13 protein-coding genes are annotated in these 15,821 nt (G+C 65.2%); 6 read left to right on the forward strand and 7 right to left on the reverse strand.

The window, feature by feature from the left end; all coding sequences use genetic code 11:
- Positions 1 to 13 precede the first annotated feature (13 nt).
- The 3 genes from DESFRDRAFT_RS14735 to DESFRDRAFT_RS14745 all read right to left on the reverse strand — a co-directional run bounded on the left by DESFRDRAFT_RS14735 (position 14) and on the right by DESFRDRAFT_RS14745 (position 4,722).
- Positions 14 to 3,016, reverse strand: coding sequence for a tetratricopeptide repeat protein (locus DESFRDRAFT_RS14735; protein WP_005995199.1), 3,003 nt, complete (start codon positions 3,014 to 3,016; stop codon positions 14 to 16).
- Between the two features lie 59 nt (positions 3,017 to 3,075).
- Positions 3,076 to 4,089: a sigma-54 interaction domain-containing protein gene (locus DESFRDRAFT_RS14740; RefSeq protein WP_005995200.1), complete on the reverse strand. Its 1,014-nt coding sequence runs from the start codon at positions 4,087 to 4,089 to the stop codon at positions 3,076 to 3,078.
- A 246-nt stretch (positions 4,090 to 4,335) separates the two neighbouring features.
- A complete protein-coding gene (locus tag DESFRDRAFT_RS14745; protein WP_005995201.1) occupies positions 4,336 to 4,722 on the reverse strand; it encodes a flagellar basal body rod protein FlgC in 387 nt (128 codons plus the stop codon).
- Between the two features lie 89 nt (positions 4,723 to 4,811).
- Between DESFRDRAFT_RS14745 and DESFRDRAFT_RS14750 the strand changes: the two genes are divergently transcribed.
- Positions 4,812 to 5,411: a hypothetical protein gene (locus tag DESFRDRAFT_RS14750; RefSeq protein ID WP_233489620.1), complete on the forward strand. Its 600-nt coding sequence runs from the start codon at positions 4,812 to 4,814 to the stop codon at positions 5,409 to 5,411.
- 170 nt (positions 5,412 to 5,581) lie between these two features.
- On the opposite strand, the gene DESFRDRAFT_RS14755 is transcribed toward DESFRDRAFT_RS14750, so the two are convergent.
- From DESFRDRAFT_RS14755 to DESFRDRAFT_RS14770, 4 genes are all read right to left on the reverse strand, one after another.
- A complete protein-coding gene (locus DESFRDRAFT_RS14755; protein WP_233489621.1) occupies positions 5,582 to 7,525 on the reverse strand; it encodes a PAS domain-containing sensor histidine kinase in 1,944 nt (647 codons plus the stop codon).
- Between the two features lie 212 nt (positions 7,526 to 7,737).
- The gene (gene folE2 / locus DESFRDRAFT_RS14760; protein ID WP_005995205.1) at positions 7,738 to 8,526 is read right to left on the reverse strand and encodes a GTP cyclohydrolase FolE2; all 789 of its coding nucleotides are present in this window, start codon (positions 8,524 to 8,526) and stop codon (positions 7,738 to 7,740) included.
- 256 nt (positions 8,527 to 8,782) lie between these two features.
- A complete protein-coding gene (gene nikR / locus DESFRDRAFT_RS14765; RefSeq protein WP_005995206.1) occupies positions 8,783 to 9,202 on the reverse strand; it encodes a nickel-responsive transcriptional regulator NikR in 420 nt (139 codons plus the stop codon).
- A 13-nt stretch (positions 9,203 to 9,215) separates the two neighbouring features.
- On the reverse strand, positions 9,216 to 9,911 hold the full coding sequence (locus tag DESFRDRAFT_RS14770; protein ID WP_005995207.1) for a class I SAM-dependent methyltransferase: 696 nt from the start codon (positions 9,909 to 9,911) through the stop codon (positions 9,216 to 9,218).
- Positions 9,912 to 10,134: 223 nt separating this feature from the next.
- Here DESFRDRAFT_RS14770 and gcvH point away from each other — a divergent pair, with 223 nt between their 5' ends.
- From gcvH to DESFRDRAFT_RS14795, 5 genes are all read left to right on the forward strand, one after another.
- Positions 10,135 to 10,509, forward strand: a complete 375-nt coding sequence (gcvH, locus tag DESFRDRAFT_RS14775) for a glycine cleavage system protein GcvH (protein WP_005995208.1) — start codon at positions 10,135 to 10,137, stop codon at positions 10,507 to 10,509.
- A 15-nt stretch (positions 10,510 to 10,524) separates the two neighbouring features.
- Positions 10,525 to 11,856, forward strand: a complete 1,332-nt coding sequence (gene gcvPA / locus DESFRDRAFT_RS14780; protein ID WP_005995209.1) for an aminomethyl-transferring glycine dehydrogenase subunit GcvPA — start codon at positions 10,525 to 10,527, stop codon at positions 11,854 to 11,856.
- Positions 11,853 to 13,301, forward strand: coding sequence for an aminomethyl-transferring glycine dehydrogenase subunit GcvPB (gene gcvPB, locus DESFRDRAFT_RS14785; protein WP_005995210.1), 1,449 nt, complete (start codon positions 11,853 to 11,855; stop codon positions 13,299 to 13,301). Before gcvPA ends, gcvPB begins: the two co-directional genes overlap by 4 nt.
- Positions 13,291 to 14,664: an FAD-dependent oxidoreductase gene (locus tag DESFRDRAFT_RS14790; protein ID WP_005995212.1), complete on the forward strand. Its 1,374-nt coding sequence runs from the start codon at positions 13,291 to 13,293 to the stop codon at positions 14,662 to 14,664. Before gcvPB ends, DESFRDRAFT_RS14790 begins: the two co-directional genes overlap by 11 nt.
- A gap of 119 nt (positions 14,665 to 14,783) precedes the next feature.
- The gene (locus DESFRDRAFT_RS14795; RefSeq protein WP_005995213.1) at positions 14,784 to 15,599 is read left to right on the forward strand and encodes an L-2-amino-thiazoline-4-carboxylic acid hydrolase; all 816 of its coding nucleotides are present in this window, start codon (positions 14,784 to 14,786) and stop codon (positions 15,597 to 15,599) included.
- Positions 15,600 to 15,821 lie beyond the last annotated feature (222 nt).

The raw sequence follows: 15,821 nt of genomic DNA on the forward strand, positions 1-15,821 counted from the left end.
GAAGCCGACGCCTTTACGGCTTCTGGGTGAGGGCGTTGAGGCTTTGCTGCAGCCCGCTCGTGGCCAGATCGGAAGCGGCCATGCGGCCATAGAAGGAATTCGGGGCGGCATCGCGCAGGGCGGTCAGGGTCTTGCGCCACCCCTCCGCATCGCCCATGGCCCGCTGGATGGCGGCGATGCGCAGCCGGTTGCTGGCCCAGTCGTCGTCGCCTTCCTTGCAAAGGGACGCGTATTCCTCGGCCCACTTGAGCGCCTTGTTGTACTGGCCGAGCCCCCGGGTCGCCTCGACCAGGATATTGAGCGACGCCTTGCGCTTGTCCGGGTCCTGGCCCGTCTCCTTGAACATGAAGGCGGCCTGCCCGGCGTACAGCTCGGCGCGTTCCAGATCCTTGCCGGCCATGGCCGATTTGGCCATGAAGTACATGGCATAGCAGCGCTTTTCCGTCTCAAGCAGCTCGTCCCCGGCAAGCCTTTGCCAAAGCGCCCGGGCCCGCGTGGAATCGCCCAGGTTTTCCAGTGCCTCGGCCACGTCGTATTCGAGCTCCCGCCGCCGGGTAGGGCCGAACTTCCAGTTCCTGACCTTCTTGGCCAGCTCCACGATGTCCCGCCAGGCCTTTTCCTTGCGGTACACGTTCATGGTAAGGGCCAAGGCCATATTGCCGTTGTCGTTTTCCCTGGGGCCGATAAACGGCAGCGCCTCGGCCAGGGCGGAGCGTTCGTCGCCCGTGCGCAGATAGGCCAACGCCAGCCCGAGCCGGGTCTTGTCCGAGAGCAGGCCCCTGTTGGCGGCAAGCACCGGGTTGTCCTTGTAGGCCGCGACCAGCCGGGGATAGTCCTTGTGGTCGATGAGGTCGCCGGCCATTTTCTCGAAGGCCGTGACAGCCACCTCCTCGGCCTTGGGGGCCAGTTCGTTTTTGGGATAGCGCTCCAGAAAACGGGCCGCCGCCTTGAGGCTTTCGGGATAGTTCTGGCGGTAGAGGTGCCACATGGCCAGCTTGATCTGGGCCAGGGGGGCGAGCGGACTGTTGGGATGGTCGCGGATGATCCCCTCGTAGATGGTCTCGGGGCTTTCCTGCTGCGGCTTGTCGAAAAGCGAGAACATCTCGGAGACGGTGGGCTGGTCGTGCACCCCCTGCTCGGCCAGGCGCATCTTGGCGATGAGCCCGCCCTCCTGGTTGGGGTAGTCCTTGACGGCCATGTTGTAGAAATCCACCGCCGCCGGCCGTTTGCCGAGCTTGGCGTAGATATCGCCGAGCCGGGCCAGGACCAGATCCGTGTCCTTGGCCTTTGGGGTCATGTTGTAAAAGGTCAGGTAATCGTCGCGCGCCTTCTTGAAATCGCCGTTTTTATAGGCGATGTCGCCATCGATGCGCAAAATCGTCGGAAATTCGACGTAATACCGGGGCCAGCGCTTGTTGATGTAGTCGGCGATCTGGGACGCTTCCTTGTACTGCCCGAGCCGAACGAGCGTCTTGGACAGGCCCATTGCCCCCTCGCGCACGTATTTGCTCTCCGGAAACTTCTCGATGAGATCCTTGTACTCCTTGGCCGCCTTCTTGTACTCGCCGCGATCGAAGTAATACTCGCCCCAGTAGAAGTTGATCAGCGGCACGTTGGCGTCCGTCGGGTACTTGCGGGTCAGGACATTGAAATAGCCCTTGGCCTCGGGCAGGTTGCCCGCCCGCAGGTTCAGCATGCCGAGTTGGAGCAACGCCTCGGGCACCCGGTAGGAGTTGGTGTTGGCATTCATGGCCTCGAGCAGCGCGCCCTGGATTTCGTCGTAATGGGCGACAGGGTCGTCCTTGTACATGTCGATGTAGAGGCCGGCCAGGGTATGCAGCGTTTCCTCGCGCAGCTCGGGCTTGAGGCCGGGAGCGTTTTTGAGGTTGATCAGCATGTTCTTGGCCGTTTCGTAGTTGCCGGCCAATTTTTCGGCCTGGGCGGCGATGAGGACATTGGCGTCGTGGTCCTCCTCCACCGGCGGCGGCGTTTCGCCTTCGGCCCCGTGCGGCTTGCCCGCGGGCGCTTCGGCCTTGGCCACGTCGCCATGGGGCGTCGCGCCATGAGCCGCATCGGACGGCGGCGCGGCGGCGGTCTTGTTCGGGGCGGGCGGCGGCGTCCCGGGCGGGGTCACGGCCCCGCGCGATTCGCCGGCGGCGGCCACTGCCGGCGGAATCGGCGGTAATTTGACGCGGTATTCCCCCGCGCCGCTGCCGCCCGGCGTCGTGGACGGGGTGGCGGGGGCCAGGGCCGAGGGCGTGCGCGCGTTGGCCAGGGCCGGGGCTTCCATGCCGGTCGGGCGCAGCGTCGGGGATTTGTCGGCGGAAACATGCATGACCGTGGCCCGCAGCGAATACGGCACGGCGTAAAACGGCTCCTTGGGCGCATCAGGCGCTTTGCCCGCGCGCTCCGGCGGCGGCAGGGGACCGCCGGGCCGGGCCCGCTCAGGGCCTTTCTTGTCGGTCAAGGTGGCCGGCAGCGGCGGCAGGTGCAGCGGCCCGGGCTTGTTGCTCGGCGGCGTGACCGGCAGCTTCAGGGCCGACGAGGTCTGCGGCGCGGGCGCGGCCCGTGACGGCGACATGGTATCCGGCCCCTGCTGCGCCCGTGGCGAGGCCGTCCAGTTGGCCCCGGCCGGATCGCGGTAGACCTGCAGCTTGAGTTCCTGTTCGCCTTGCGGCCAGCCCACGAAACCGAAAGCGTCGGTTTTCAGGCGCACCACCAGCGTATCGCCCTTTTCGCGCAGGGCTTCGATCAGCCGCGAGGACTTGAAATCGACGGCCTCGGGCTTTTCCTCCTTGGCCAGGATGCCGGGCGGAAAGGTCAGGGTGATCTCGGCCGGGCCGGTCCGGGCGATGGTCGGATAGGCTCCGGGCCTGGAAAACTGGAAGATGAGCGAATCGGTGTCGGGCCGCGTGACGGTGGAAACGGACAAGGCCCGGGCCGTGCCCGCACAGAGCGCGACCAGCAGGGCCGCGAGGAAAAGACGCCGGAAACCGGCACGCAGGGTAAGGCTCACGCCGCATCCCCATGCAAGGAACGTGCTGCGACACGGTGCGCCAGTGCCGCCACCGACGCCTATTCTCCCGCCAGGTTGCGCTTTTTGAGCTTTTCGATCAGCGTCGTACGCTTGATGCCAAGCAGCTCCGCCGCCTGGTTCTTCACGCCGCCGGCCTTTTCCAGGGCTTCGAGCAGGAGCTTTTCCTCCATGACGTCGAAAAACTCCTTGAGCCCCATGCCCTGCTCCACCATGTCGGCCAGCCGCGGCCAGCGGAATCCCGCCGAAACGGTCACCACCGGCACCACCGGCGGGGCGACCCCGGCGTTGTCGAGAATCTTACGCGGCAGGTCGGAAGCGGCGATCTCGTCATGCTCGCACAGAATCGACAGCCGCTCCATGAAATTTTCCAGCTCCCGGACATTGCCCGGCCAGGGGTAGGCCAGGATCATGCCCCGGGCTTCATCGGAAAAGGTCAGGGTGGGCCGTTTTTTCTGCTGGCAGAACCGGCGCAGGAAATGATCGGCCAGAAGCAGGATGTCCTCCCCCCGCTCGCGAAGGGGCGGCAGGTGCAGGGGAATGACATTCAGGCGGTAATAGAGATCCTCGCGAAACCGGCCGGCCTGGACCTCGGCTTCCAGGTCGCGGTTGGTGGCGGCCACGATGCGCACGTCGGCCTTGAGCGTCTTGCCGCCGCCCACGCGCTCGAATTCCTTTTCCTGCAGCGCCCGCAGGATCTTCACCTGAAGGCTTAGGTCCATCTCCCCGATCTCGTCGAGAAAAATGGTACCGCCCTCGGCCAGTTCGAAGCGCCCCTGCCGGGAGCGCACGGCCGAAGTGAAGGCCCCCTTTTCGTGGCCGAAAAGCTCGGATTCGAGAAGTTCTCGGGGTATGGCCCCGCAGTTGACCGGAACGAAGGGTTTGCCGGCCCGCCCGCTGTTGTTGTGCAGGGCGCGCACGAGCAGTTCCTTGCCCGTCCCCGACTCGCCGGTCACCAGCACCGTGCTGTCGGTTGGCGCGACTTTGGCGAGGATGCGTATGACCTCGCCCAGGCAAGGGCTCTGGCCCACCATGCCGGAAAGGTTCAGTTCCATCTGGCCTCCGGAAAAAAGCCGCATTCCTGGCGGCATTTCATTTCCTATAGCGTCGCGGAGGCACAGTCAATTTCCTGACGGGAAAGAAACCCAAAAAAACACGGGAATCACGAAGAAATGCGATATCGGAGCGGGCCACGGCAACGCGGCAAGCGCTGTGGCGCGACGAAGAGGTGAAAAGCGAAAAGGGAAAACGCGGCGGGGAGCCGGGAAAGGACAAAAGGCCGCCCGTCGCGGCCAACCGGCCTACACGCGCAGGTCGAGGAGCGTGCCGGCCATTTCGTCGGCGGTGCGGATGACGGCCACATTGGCCTCGAAGGCGCGCGAATCCTGGATCATGTTGACGTTTTGACGGACCAGGTCGACGTTGCTCATTTCCACCATGTCCATTTGGGGCTCGTACGCGCCGGCCTGGTTTTCGGCGGCAACGGTTTCCGCACGAAGAGCGCCGGCGGAAGTATCCTCGACGATGGAGGACACCTGCGTTCCCTGGCCGTCCGGGCCCGTGGACAAGCGGGCATCCTGGGACTTGTAGCCGTCGGTATTGACGTTGGCCACGTTGTTGGCCGTGACCGCCATGGACGTGGACATGGCCCCGAGAGCCGATTGGGCGGCGGATATGGCGTCTGTCATGGCCTGCCTCCGAAAAAACCGTTTCCTGATTGTTCCTACGATAAAGCAGCCCGGGGCCCTTGGCAAGACCGGCCGGTTGCCGGAGCGCGGTGGGGCGTGCTACAGCCCGGGGCATGCGCCTTTTCGCTTCCGCCTGCCTGCTTTGCGCCTGTCTGGCCCCGCTTTGGGGATGCAACGAACAACAACAGCTCAAGCGCTACGTCGACAAGAAGTACCTCTTCAGTTTCGTGCCGCCCCGGGGCTGGGAAGTCACGGCCGAGCAAACGCCGTCGTGCCTGACCTCGGTCACGGCGGAAAACGGGGAATGCAGCTTCTACGTGTGCGTCAGCGAGCGCCCCGAGGAATTTCTGCCCACCGCCTCGGACTTCGCCAATTGCGAACTGGTCAAGGCCTACGTCGCGGACAAGCTCAAAGGCTACAACGTCATGTGCCGGCCGTCGCTGTTGCAGGGCCGGCGGACCTACGACGCCATCTACCTGCGCAATGTGGCCGACGAAACGGGGGCCGTGCGCTACCAGCTCGTGCGCCAGACGTTCCTGGCCCGGGGCAGGCTCCTCTACACGCTTACTAACTATGTATTCGGCAACTCGGAAGCGGAACTTAAGGCCGCCGTCTCGCCCTGCAACGCCGACATCCTGCGCTCCGAAGGCACCTTCTTCCTGCACCAACCGCCGTCGAGGGCAAAATAGAGGAGAGAAGCCACCTGGGGGGAAACTTTTCTGGCGAAAAGTCCCCCCCAGCCCCCCTTTCAAAAGACTTCTAACGATAACAGCTTGTCACCGTTAAAAGTTTTTGGGAGGGGAGAGCGCGAGAGGGGAACCCTTTTTTCAAAAAGGGTTCCCCTCTCGCACATTCTTCCCTACCCTTCCCCCTCCGGTTCCCGCTTCAAATTGGCTTCCAGCACTTCGCCGAGTTGTTCGATGGTATGCGGCTTGGCCAGGTAGTCGTTCATGCCCAGGCGCAGGAACCGTTCCCGGTCCTTTTCGCTGGCGTAGGCGGTGAGCGCCACGATGGGGATGCGTTTGACCAGCCCCGGCACCTCGCCGTTTCGGATGTGGTGGGCGCATTCGATACCGTCCATGACCGGCATCTGGACGTCCATGAGAATGATGTCGGCCTTGTCCCTGGCCAACGTCGCCAGGGCCTCCTGGCCGTTGGCCGCCTCCAGCACCTTGTAGCCGAGCCGGGTGAGCGTGCGGCCGGTGGTCAGCCGGTTGATGCGCTCGTCCTCGACCAGGAGCACGGTGTAGTCGCCCGGATGGAACACCGCGTCCTCGCTGGCGTAGACAACAGACGCGTCCCGGCACTCGTAATCCGGCAGGGCGAAGGGGATGGTGAAATAAAACGTACTGCCCCGGCCGGGCGCGCTTTTGACCCAGATCCGCCCGCCGAGCATCTCCACCAGATGACGCGCGATGGAAAGCCCGAGCCCGGCCCCGCTCACCCGCTTGGTCAGGTAGTGCTCGGCCAGCTCGAAGTCCTCGAAAATCCTGTCTTGCAAGTTCTTGGCGATGCCGATGCCGGTATCGCGGACCATGAAAAGCAGGTTGCGGTAGTTGGGACTAAACGGCAGGCGGCTGGTGGTGATCAGCTTCGCCCGGATGTCGATGCACCCTTTTTGGGTGCACTTGAGCGCGTTGTCGGCCAGGTTGGACAGGATCTGGCGCAGCCTGAACACGTCGCCGACCAGCCGTCGCGGGATACGGGGATCGATGCGCGCAACGAAATCGATGTCCTTGACCTTGGCCCGCACGGAGTAGCTCCGGGCCAGGTTCTTCATGAGTTCCCGCACGTCGCAGCTCGAAAGCACCGGCTCGATGGCCGCCGCGTCGATGTCGGCCAGCTCCAGCACGTTGTTGACGATGGCCAGAAGCCGTTGGCCGGAATCCGCGACGATGTCCCACAGCTCGGCCTGTTCCTCTTCCTCGCCGCCGCCCTGCTGGGCCAGCTGGGTCGCGCCCATGATGCCGTTTAAAGGCGTGCGCAACTCGTGGGTGATGTTGCCGAGAAACTGCGACTTGGCCTGGCTGGCGGAAAACGCCAGTTCCCGTTCCCGGCGCAACTGCGCCTCGGTCTCCTTGAGCGTCGTGATGTCGCGGGAATAGCTGGCCATAAAGATCACCCGGCCGTGGTCGTCGGCGATGGGGCACAGGCTCACCAGGTAATACCGATCTTCCTGGCGCTCTTCGTAAGAAACGAGCGTACCCTTCTCGGCCGCCTCCTTCAGGTGCTGGCGGCGCTCCTCGGCCAGGGAGCCGGCCATGAACTTGTACAAGCTGGTGCCGACCAGGGCGTCGGCGGGATGGCCGCGCCGTCGGGCCGCCTCCTCGTTGAGCACGAGGATGTAGCCGTCGAGGTCGGACAGGATGATGGAATCATGGGTGGCGTTTAAAAGCGCCTTGAAGATGGCCTGGTTCTCCGTAAGCAGGTGCTGGGCCATGACGAGCTTGGTCACGTCCTCGCGGATGAAGATGGCCCCGGTCACCGCGCCGGCGTCGAAAATGGGGATGCCCCGGATGTTCTGATAGGCCGACTGGCCGCCGCTGCACTCGTCGGTGTAGACGCCTTCCAGATGGATGGGCTTTCCGGCCAACACGGCCCTGATGTCCTCGACAATGCCGGCGGACACGATGCCGGGCAGCTCCTGCAGCTTCCTGCCGAGAAAGAATTCCCGGCCGCGCTTGCCCATGGCGAAATTGGCCAGATGCCAGTCGTTGACGAAGAGGATGCCCCCCGCGGCGTCCACGGTCATGATGGACACCGGGGCGAACTGCAAAATCCGCTCGCATTCGGTGGTGGGCAAACCGGAGGACGCCATGCGGTTACCAATACCCGCGCCCCCCTCGCCCGGCAAGGCCATCCAGGACACAAAGAGCGCTTTATGCCACGATTCCTGCCGAAATCACACTTTTCCAAGCCCAAACCAGGGCGGATCAGGGTGCCGGAGCCGTCTTTTGGACCAAGGGAGCCGGGGACGCGAGCACTACAAGGAAACCTATTCCAGGGAAAGAGGCCTTATGCCCCGTTTCCAGGCGCGTTCACGCCCTCGATGCCGGCAAACGCGCTGTGGTTGTGGATGGATTCGAAGCTCTCCACTTCCACCTGGTACCAGGTGACCTTGGGATGCGCGGCCAGGGCGCTGGCAGCCCGCCTAGCCACGTCCTCGACAAAGGTCGGGTTGGCGAAGGCCTGCTCGGTGACGTGCTTTTCGTCCTCGCGCTTTAAAAGCGCGTAGACCGGCGAGGACCCGGCCGCTTCGGCCAGTTCGATCAGCTCTTCCAGCCACACGAACCCGGAAAACCGGCAGCGCAGCGTCACCAGCGCCCGCTGGCTGTGCGCCCCCTGGTCGGAGATGGCCAGGGAACAGGGGCACACCGTCATCACCGGCACGGACACGGTCAGCGTCTGGCGAAACTTGTCGCCCACGAATTCCCCGGACAACTGGCAGGCGTAATCCATGAGCGAAATCGCCCCGGACGCCGGCGAGGCCTTGGCCAGAAAATACGGGAAGCGCAGGGTCAGATGGGCGTTTTCCGCCTCCAGCCGCGAGCGCACGTCCGTAAGCAGGGTGCGGAAGGACACAAGGTCCAGCTCGCCGGCAAAGCCCGAAAGCGCCTCGACGAACCGGCTCATGTGCGTTCCCTTGAACCGCGCCGGCAAATCGACCGACAGCTCGACATCGGCCACGGTGTGCTGACGGCCCTTGGCCCGGTCGCGCACCACCAGGGGCAGCTTGAAATCCTTTATGCCGACCCGGTCCACGGCAATAGCCACATCCGGCGGTCCGCTCTGTACATCGCGCATGGATCATGCCTCCGGCGTTCAGGGAAGGCGCTGCCTCCCCTGGACCCTTCCGGCAGGGGCAACGCCCCTGCACCCCGCCGGGAGGCCGAAGGCCCCCCGGACCCTCCTGAAAAAATTAAAGGGACGGGGAAGCGTCAATACTGTGCCGCGACGGCACTGTAAAGTGGAAGGAACATCTCCCTATGAAAGGGGGTTCGGGGGGAATTATTCCCCGATAGGGAGAGTCCGGGAGGGGAAACGCCCCTCCTGGCCTCTTCTAAACGATCTCCTGGCCGGTGGTGGCCAGGGTGAGCTTGCCATATTTGACGCCCCGGGTGGAGATGAGGCGCTGGGAGAGCTTTTGCACAGCCTCGCCGGGACCTTTGAGCGCCAGGGCTTCCAGGCAGTTGTGGTGGTCGATGTGCACGTGCATGGTGCAAAGGATCACTTCGGGGTCCTCGTGCTGGATCTCGATGAGCCGCTGGGCGAGGTCGGACGTATGGTGGTCGTAGACCAGGGTCAGGACGCCGGCCACTTCCTTGTCGGTCTGTTCCCATTCCTTCTGGACCAAAACGCCCCGGATCAGGTCGCGAATGGCTTCGGAACGGGTCTGATAGCTTTTCTCGTCGCAAAGCGCGTCGAATTTCTCGAGCAGCTCGGAATTAAGCGACACGCCGAAGCGGATCGTCTGGCCCATGTGCCTCCCCCTTTTACAGACTAATCTCGTAAAGGCTCACCGTGGAGCGGTACGTGGAAAAGGACACCGATTCCTCGTGCGCCTTGACGACGGTGAAGCCGTCGGCGGAAAGCCGCTCCCACACCGGTTCCGACACCTGCCGCCAGGGCTGGGACAGCCAGATGCGGCCGCCCGGAGCCAGCATCTCCCGGAAAAGCGTCACCAGGGGCGCGTAAAACCGGGCTTCGTACAAAATATCGCTGCCCCAGATCCGCTCGAAGCGCCCCGCCGCGAAGCAGGGCCGCCGCCAGTCCATGACGGCCAGGTCCAGGCGCAGCCCGTTTTGCCCGGCGTTTCGGGCGGCATGGGCAACGGCGGCCTCCTCGTAATCCACGGCCACGACGTGGCCACCGACAGCCGCCCCGGCCAGGGCCGACAGCCCCATGCCGCAGCCGAGGTCCAGGCAGCGCCGGCCAGCGACATCGCCTTGCCGCACCGCCAGCCAGGCGGTCAAAAGCAGGCTCGCCGGCCATATCTCGGCCCAGTACGGCATGCGCTCGTCCGCGCCGAAACCGTCCTGGCCCAGGGATTCCCACAACGCGTCCATATCCTGGTCACGACGCAAATCGAAATCGTGACCGGCGATGGAAAGATGCAGCCGGTTGCCGCACCAGTCCGGCGGGGTCGAATTGGCGGCCAAAAGCGGCGCAGCAGCATAATTACCGGGCACTCAAGACTCCATAGCGGACCATTCGTGCAATTGACCGCGTCAACCGTGTTACCGCGAAAGCGTCGTCAGTGCAACCGGTGTCGGCAACGACGATTGTTCGGTGAGGCAACCGCGCCGAACGGCCCCACGTCTTGCCCCAGGCTGCGCAAAGGGGTATTCGGAGCCTGCCCGCAATCCTTGTTGCGGCGGGCCAAGCTGCACACGCCATGGAGGGACACGCGCCATGTTAAAGGACCTACTCTACACCAAGACCCACGAGTGGGTACGGGTCGAGGACGAAATCGCGGTGATCGGCATCACCGACTTCGCCCAGGAACAGCTCGGCGACATCACGTATGTGGAGCTGCCGGAAGTGGGCGCCACACTCGAAGCCGGCCAGGAGATGGGTTCCGTGGAATCCGTCAAGGCGGCCAGCGAGCTTTATTGCCCGGTCTCCGGTGAAGTCATCGAGGTCAACGCGGAGCTCGAATCGAATCCGGAAAAGATCAACGCCGATCCCTTCGGCGAGGGCTGGATGCTCCGGGTGCGCCTGTCAGCCGAGCCGGCGGACCTGCTTTCGCCCGAGGAGTACGAGGAAATTTCCAAGGCCGAGCACTGATCGCGGGAGAAGGACATGCCCTACGTCCCCCATACGCCCGAAGAAGTCCGGGAAATGCTGGCGGTTGTCGGCGCCCGCGACGTTGCCGAGCTTTTCGCCGAGATTCCGCCGTCGCTTCGGCCCAAACGGTTCGACCTGCCCCGGGGCGGGACGGAAATGGCCGTGCGCGCGACCATGGAAGGTCTGGCCGCCAAGAACCGGATCGACATGACGAGCTTCCTCGGCGGCGGCTTTTACGACCACTACGTTCCCGCCGCCTCGGACCTGCTCCTTTCGCGCGGCGAATTCTATACCGCCTACACCCCCTACCAGCCCGAAGCCTCCCAAGGCACGTTGCAGGCCATCTTCGAATACCAGACCGCCGTCACGAGGCTTCTCGGCATGGAATGCGCCAATGCCGGGGGCTACGACGGCGGCACGGCGCTTTACGAGGCGCTGATGATGGCCGTGCGCCACACCAAGCGCAAAAAAGCCGTGGTCAGCGAGACGGTGAACCCCATCTACCGCATCGTGCTGGCCACCTACACCAAGAACCTCCATCTCGAGCTGGTCACCGTGCCCCACAAGGACGGCTGCGACGACATGGACGGGCTGACCGAGGCCATCGACGAGCAAACCGCGGCGGTTGTGGTGCAAAACCCCAACTTCTTCGGCCAGGTCCAGGACTTCACCGAGCTTTTCGCCAAGGCGGCGGCGGCCGGGGCCGTGTCCATCATGTCCTGCTACCCGGTGCTCCAGACGGTGCTCAAAACCCCCGGGGCCATGGGCGCGGACATCGCCACGGCCGAGGGGCAGAGCCTGGGTCTGCCGCTTTCCTTCGGCGGCCCGTACCTCGGCATCATGACCTGCAAGAAGTCGCTGGTGCGCCAGATGCCCGGCCGCATCGCCGGCCGCACCAAGGACGCCGCCGGTCGCACCGGCTACGTTTTGACCCTGCAAGCCCGCGAGCAGCACATCCGGCGGCAGAAGGCCACCTCCAACATCTGCTCCAACCAGGCCCTTTGCGCCCTGCGCGCGCTCATAAACCTCTGCCTGACCGGCGAGGAGGGACTTACGCGGCAGGCGGCGCTTTCCATCGAAAACGCCCACTACGCCGCCATGAAGCTCGCGGCCATTCCCGGCGTGCGGCTTTTAAACGACGCTCCTTTCGGCAACGAGTTCGCCGCCCTGCTACCGGTGAGCGCCAAGCTCGCGGCCAGAAAGCTCATGGACGACGGCATCATCCCGGGCTTTCCGCTGGGCCGCTACTACAAGGGGCTGGGGAACGCGCTCCTTATCTGCTGCACAGAAACGCACGAGCGTTCCGAAATCGACCGTCTGGCCAGGCGGTTGGGGAAAATCCTATGAGCACCGTGTTTTCCAAGTCCCGCCCCGGACGGGAAGGCGTGTGGCCGGAAAAGCCCAAGACCGAACCCATCGACTTTCTGCCCGGCGGGCTCTTGCGCGAAGGTTCGCCCCGGCTGCCCTCGCTCTCCGAACTCGACGTGGTGCGTCACTTCACCGAGCTTTCCCGCAAGAACTACGGTGTGGACGGCAACTTCTATCCCCTGGGGTCGTGCACCATGAAGTACAACCCCAAGTTCACCGAGGAAGTGGCCGCCCTGCCCGGCTTCGCCCGGCTCCATCCGCTGACGCCCCAGTTGCCCGGCGGCGGCGACATGACCGCGGGCGCCCTCGAGGTCATGTACGAGATGGAGCGCTTCTTGTGCGAGATCACGGGCATGGCCGCCTTCACCCTGCACCCCATGGCCGGGGCCCACGGCGAGCTGACCGGGGCGCTCATGATCGCGGCCTACCACGCCGACAAAGGCAACAAGAAGACCAAGATTATCTGCCCGGACTCGGCCCACGGCACCAACCCCGCCTCGGCCCACATCGCCGGCTTCGAGGTGGTCTCCATCGCCTCGAAGGACGGCATCATCGACCCCGAGGCCCTGGCCGCGGCCATCGACGACGAGACGGCCGGCGTCATGATGACCGTGCCCAACACGCTCGGGCTTTTCGAGCGCCATCTGCCGGAGATCGTGGCCCTTTGCCGCAAGGTGGACGCGCTGCTCTACTACGACGGGGCCAACCTCAACGCCATTCTCGGCAAGCTGCGGGTGGGCGACGCCGGTTTCGACGTGGTGCACCTGAACCTGCACAAGACCTTTGCCACGCCCCACGGCGGCGGCGGCCCGGGCTCGGGCCCGGTCGGCGTGTCGCAGCGCCTCATTCCCTACCTGCCCATCTCCCGGGTGGAACGCGACGAGGCCGGCCGCTATTCCCTCAGCTACGACCATCCCAAATCCATCGGCTACGTGGCCCCGTTCTACGGCAATTTCGGCATCGTGCTAAGGGCCTACGCCTACATCCTGCGCCTGGGGCGCGAGGGGCTGACGCGGGTGTCGGAAGCGGCGGTGCTGGCCGCCAACTATCTGCGCAAGCGCCTGGCCGACGCCATCGAGGTGCCCTACGACCGCACCTGCATGCACGAGTTCGTGGCCTCGGCGGCCAGACTCGCGGCCGAGAAAAACGTGCGCGCCCTGGATATCGCCAAGGCCCTGCTGGATAAAGGCTACCACGCGCCGACCATCTACTTTCCGCTCATCATCAAGGAAGCGCTCATGATCGAGCCGACCGAGACTGAGAGCAAGGACACCCTCGACGCCTTCGTGGCCGATCTGTGCGACATCCTGGCCCTGGCCGAGACATACCCCGAAGCGGTGCGGGCCTGCCCCACCACGCTGCCCGTGGGACGTTTGGACGAGACCTACGCCGCCCGGGCCATGGAGATCACCGATGACCTCTAGCCAAGCCAAACGCCTTGTCGTGGTCGGTGCCGGCCCCGGCGGCTACGACGCCGCCCTGACCGGCGCGGCGGCCGGGCTGGCCGTGACCCTGGTCGAACGCGGCAAGCTCGGCGGCACCTGCCTCAACTGGGGCTGCATCCCGACCAAGCATCTGCTGGCCACGACCCAGGCCGTGGCCGCCCTGGCCGATCAGGCCAAACAAAAGCTGGTGGCCGGCGAGGTCCGGCCGGATCTGGCCGCCATCCAGGCCAAGAAGAAAAAACTCCTTTCCGCCACCCACTCGGCCATGGCCAAACGCCTGGAAGCGGCCGGAGTGCGCCTTGTGACCGGCAACCTCGCCGGCCTCGAGCAAAACGTCGCCCATGTGGCCGCCGGCGGCAAAACCGAAGACATCCCCTTCGACGCGCTGATCCTGGCCCTCGGCTCCCGCGCCGCCGCCTTTCCCGGCGTCAAGCCCGACGGCAAGGCCGTGCTCGGCGTGGCCCCGGTGCTCGATTTCACCGAAGCCCCGGAAAGCCTCATCATCATCGGCGGTGGGGCTATCGGCATCGAGATTTCCGAAATCTACCACCGGCTCGGCACCAAGGTGACCCTGGTCGACGCGGCCCCGCGTCTGGCCCCGGCCGAGGACCCGGACGTGTCCAAGGTCGTGGCCCAGGTCATGCGCCGCAACGGTATCGACGCCCGGGCCGGGGTGAAGGTGGAAAGCCTGGTCACGGACGAGGACGGCCTGGCCCGCATGACCCTCGCCGGCGGCGAGGTCGTCACCGCCGCCAAGGCACTGGTGGCCATCGGACGTTTCGCGCCCACCGCCGTGCCGGGGCTGGCGGAGCTTGGCGCGACCTTCGCCAATCCCTCGCCCAACCGGGCGTTTATCGCCACCGACGAGACCCTGCAAACCGCGCCCGGCATCTATGCCGTGGGCGACTGCAACGGCCGGGTGCTGCTGGCCCACGCCGCCTCCAGCCAGGGAACCTACGCCGCCCGCCACGCCGCCGGACTCGAGTCCGGCCCCTACGCGCCCGGCCCCATCCCCGGCTGCTACTACGGCGCCCCCGAAATCATGCGCGTGGGAGCGATCGCACAGCCCGGCGACACGGTTTCCGAAGCCCCCTTCGTGGCCAACCCCATGGCCCAGGCCTACGCCGACACGGCCGGGTTCGCCCGCGTCACCTGGAAGGACGGCAAGGTGGCGGGTCTCACCGCCGTGGGGCACGGCGCGTCCGCCATGGGCACCCTGGCCACGGCCATCGTGGCCCAGAGCTGGACCCGCGCCCAATGCGAAGCCCTCGTCTTCCCCCACCCGGGCCTGGACGAGACCCTGCGCGCGGCGCTGTTGGGTGAAATGAAGACGAAAGATTAAAGAATGAACGCGGGGGGAAACTTCTTGAAAGAAGTTTCCCCCCGCGCGCCCCCTTCAAGAACTTTTAACGAGGGCAATGTAGTCACGAGAGACGGGACTCCGAAGTATTGGGAGATGCCATGATGCAGCAAGGTTTCACCAGACGTCATCTCCTGCGCGCCGGGCTTGTCGGCGCATGCGCCTGCCTGTTCCCCTGGCGGGCCTTGGCCGCCGTCACGGCCAAGCCGAATTTCTACGTCGCCAACCGCGAAAAGCTGCTGGCGGATTTCCGGGGCGTGTGCGCCGGGGCCGAACACTGGCTTGCCGCCCGCATTGCCGCGCCCACGGCCAAAGCCATCACCGCTGACGCCGAGCGCCGCTACGAACGCCTGCTCCCCGGCATGCCGGAAATCGGCGGCACGACCAACCGCAACCAGCCCTTTCTCATCATGGCCGGCTGGCTCACGGCGCTGACCCAGGCCATGGGCGAAAAAGGCATGCCCGCCAAGGACGCCGGCCGCCTCCTCTACGATCTCGACGCCGCCGACTGGACCGCCGTGCCGCCCCAAAAAGCCAAGGCCATGGGCGCGGCGCTTTTCTCGCCCGCCTACTTCGCGTCGCTCAAGGAATGGGCCGCCGCCAGCCAGAAACGCCAATACCCCGGCGACTGGGTCGGCAAGGCCATCCCAGGCGACGGCAAGACCTTCGACCTCGGCTACGACTACACCCAGTGCGGCGCGGTCCTCTATTTCAAAGCCCAGGGCGTGGCCGAAGTCGCCCCCTACTTCTGCCTCAACGACTTCCTGGCCTCTCGCGCCCAGGGAACAGGCCTCGAACGCAAACACACCCTGGCCCAGGGCGACGCGCTGTGCGATTTCCGCTACAAACACGGCCGCCCCGTCACCCAGAACTGGGACACCGAAGTGCCCCACTTCCACAGCAATAAGCCGGCGTAAGCGAAAGCGGCGGGGGCTCTGCCCCCGTGCCCCCGCCGGGAGGCCACGGGCCCCCCGGTCCCCCCGATTCGGCTTTGGCCGAGCGGATGCTGGGTTGGCTGGCGGTTGGGCGGAGGTTTGGGGAGGGGCCGGAATTTTTCCTGACGATGCCGCCGCTACGCGGCAGGCGCGTCAGGGAAAATTCCGCCCCCCACGCCGTCGCCCCTTCGGGGCGAATAAAGA

Source organism: Solidesulfovibrio fructosivorans JJ], from assembly GCF_000179555.1.
In the GTDB taxonomy this organism is placed as follows: domain Bacteria; phylum Desulfobacterota; class Desulfovibrionia; order Desulfovibrionales; family Desulfovibrionaceae; genus Solidesulfovibrio; species Solidesulfovibrio fructosivorans.

Bases quoted from the DNA above. Each gene is read 5' to 3' on its own strand.
- folE2 (WP_005995205.1), bottom strand. From the start codon at position 8,526: ATGCGCGATGTACAGAGCGGACCGCCGGATGTGGCTATTGCCGTGGAC.
- gcvH (WP_005995208.1), top strand. From the start codon at position 10,135: ATGTTAAAGGACCTACTCTACACCAAGACCCACGAGTGGGTACGGGTC.
- DESFRDRAFT_RS14790 (WP_005995212.1), top strand. From the start codon at position 13,291: ATGACCTCTAGCCAAGCCAAACGCCTTGTCGTGGTCGGTGCCGGCCCC.
- DESFRDRAFT_RS14745 (WP_005995201.1), bottom strand. From the start codon at position 4,722: ATGACAGACGCCATATCCGCCGCCCAATCGGCTCTCGGGGCCATGTCC.
- DESFRDRAFT_RS14795 (WP_005995213.1), top strand. From the start codon at position 14,784: ATGATGCAGCAAGGTTTCACCAGACGTCATCTCCTGCGCGCCGGGCTT.
- DESFRDRAFT_RS14740 (WP_005995200.1), bottom strand. From the start codon at position 4,089: ATGGAACTGAACCTTTCCGGCATGGTGGGCCAGAGCCCTTGCCTGGGC.
- gcvPB (WP_005995210.1), top strand. From the start codon at position 11,853: ATGAGCACCGTGTTTTCCAAGTCCCGCCCCGGACGGGAAGGCGTGTGG.
- nikR (WP_005995206.1), bottom strand. From the start codon at position 9,202: ATGGGCCAGACGATCCGCTTCGGCGTGTCGCTTAATTCCGAGCTGCTC.
- gcvPA (WP_005995209.1), top strand. From the start codon at position 10,525: ATGCCCTACGTCCCCCATACGCCCGAAGAAGTCCGGGAAATGCTGGCG.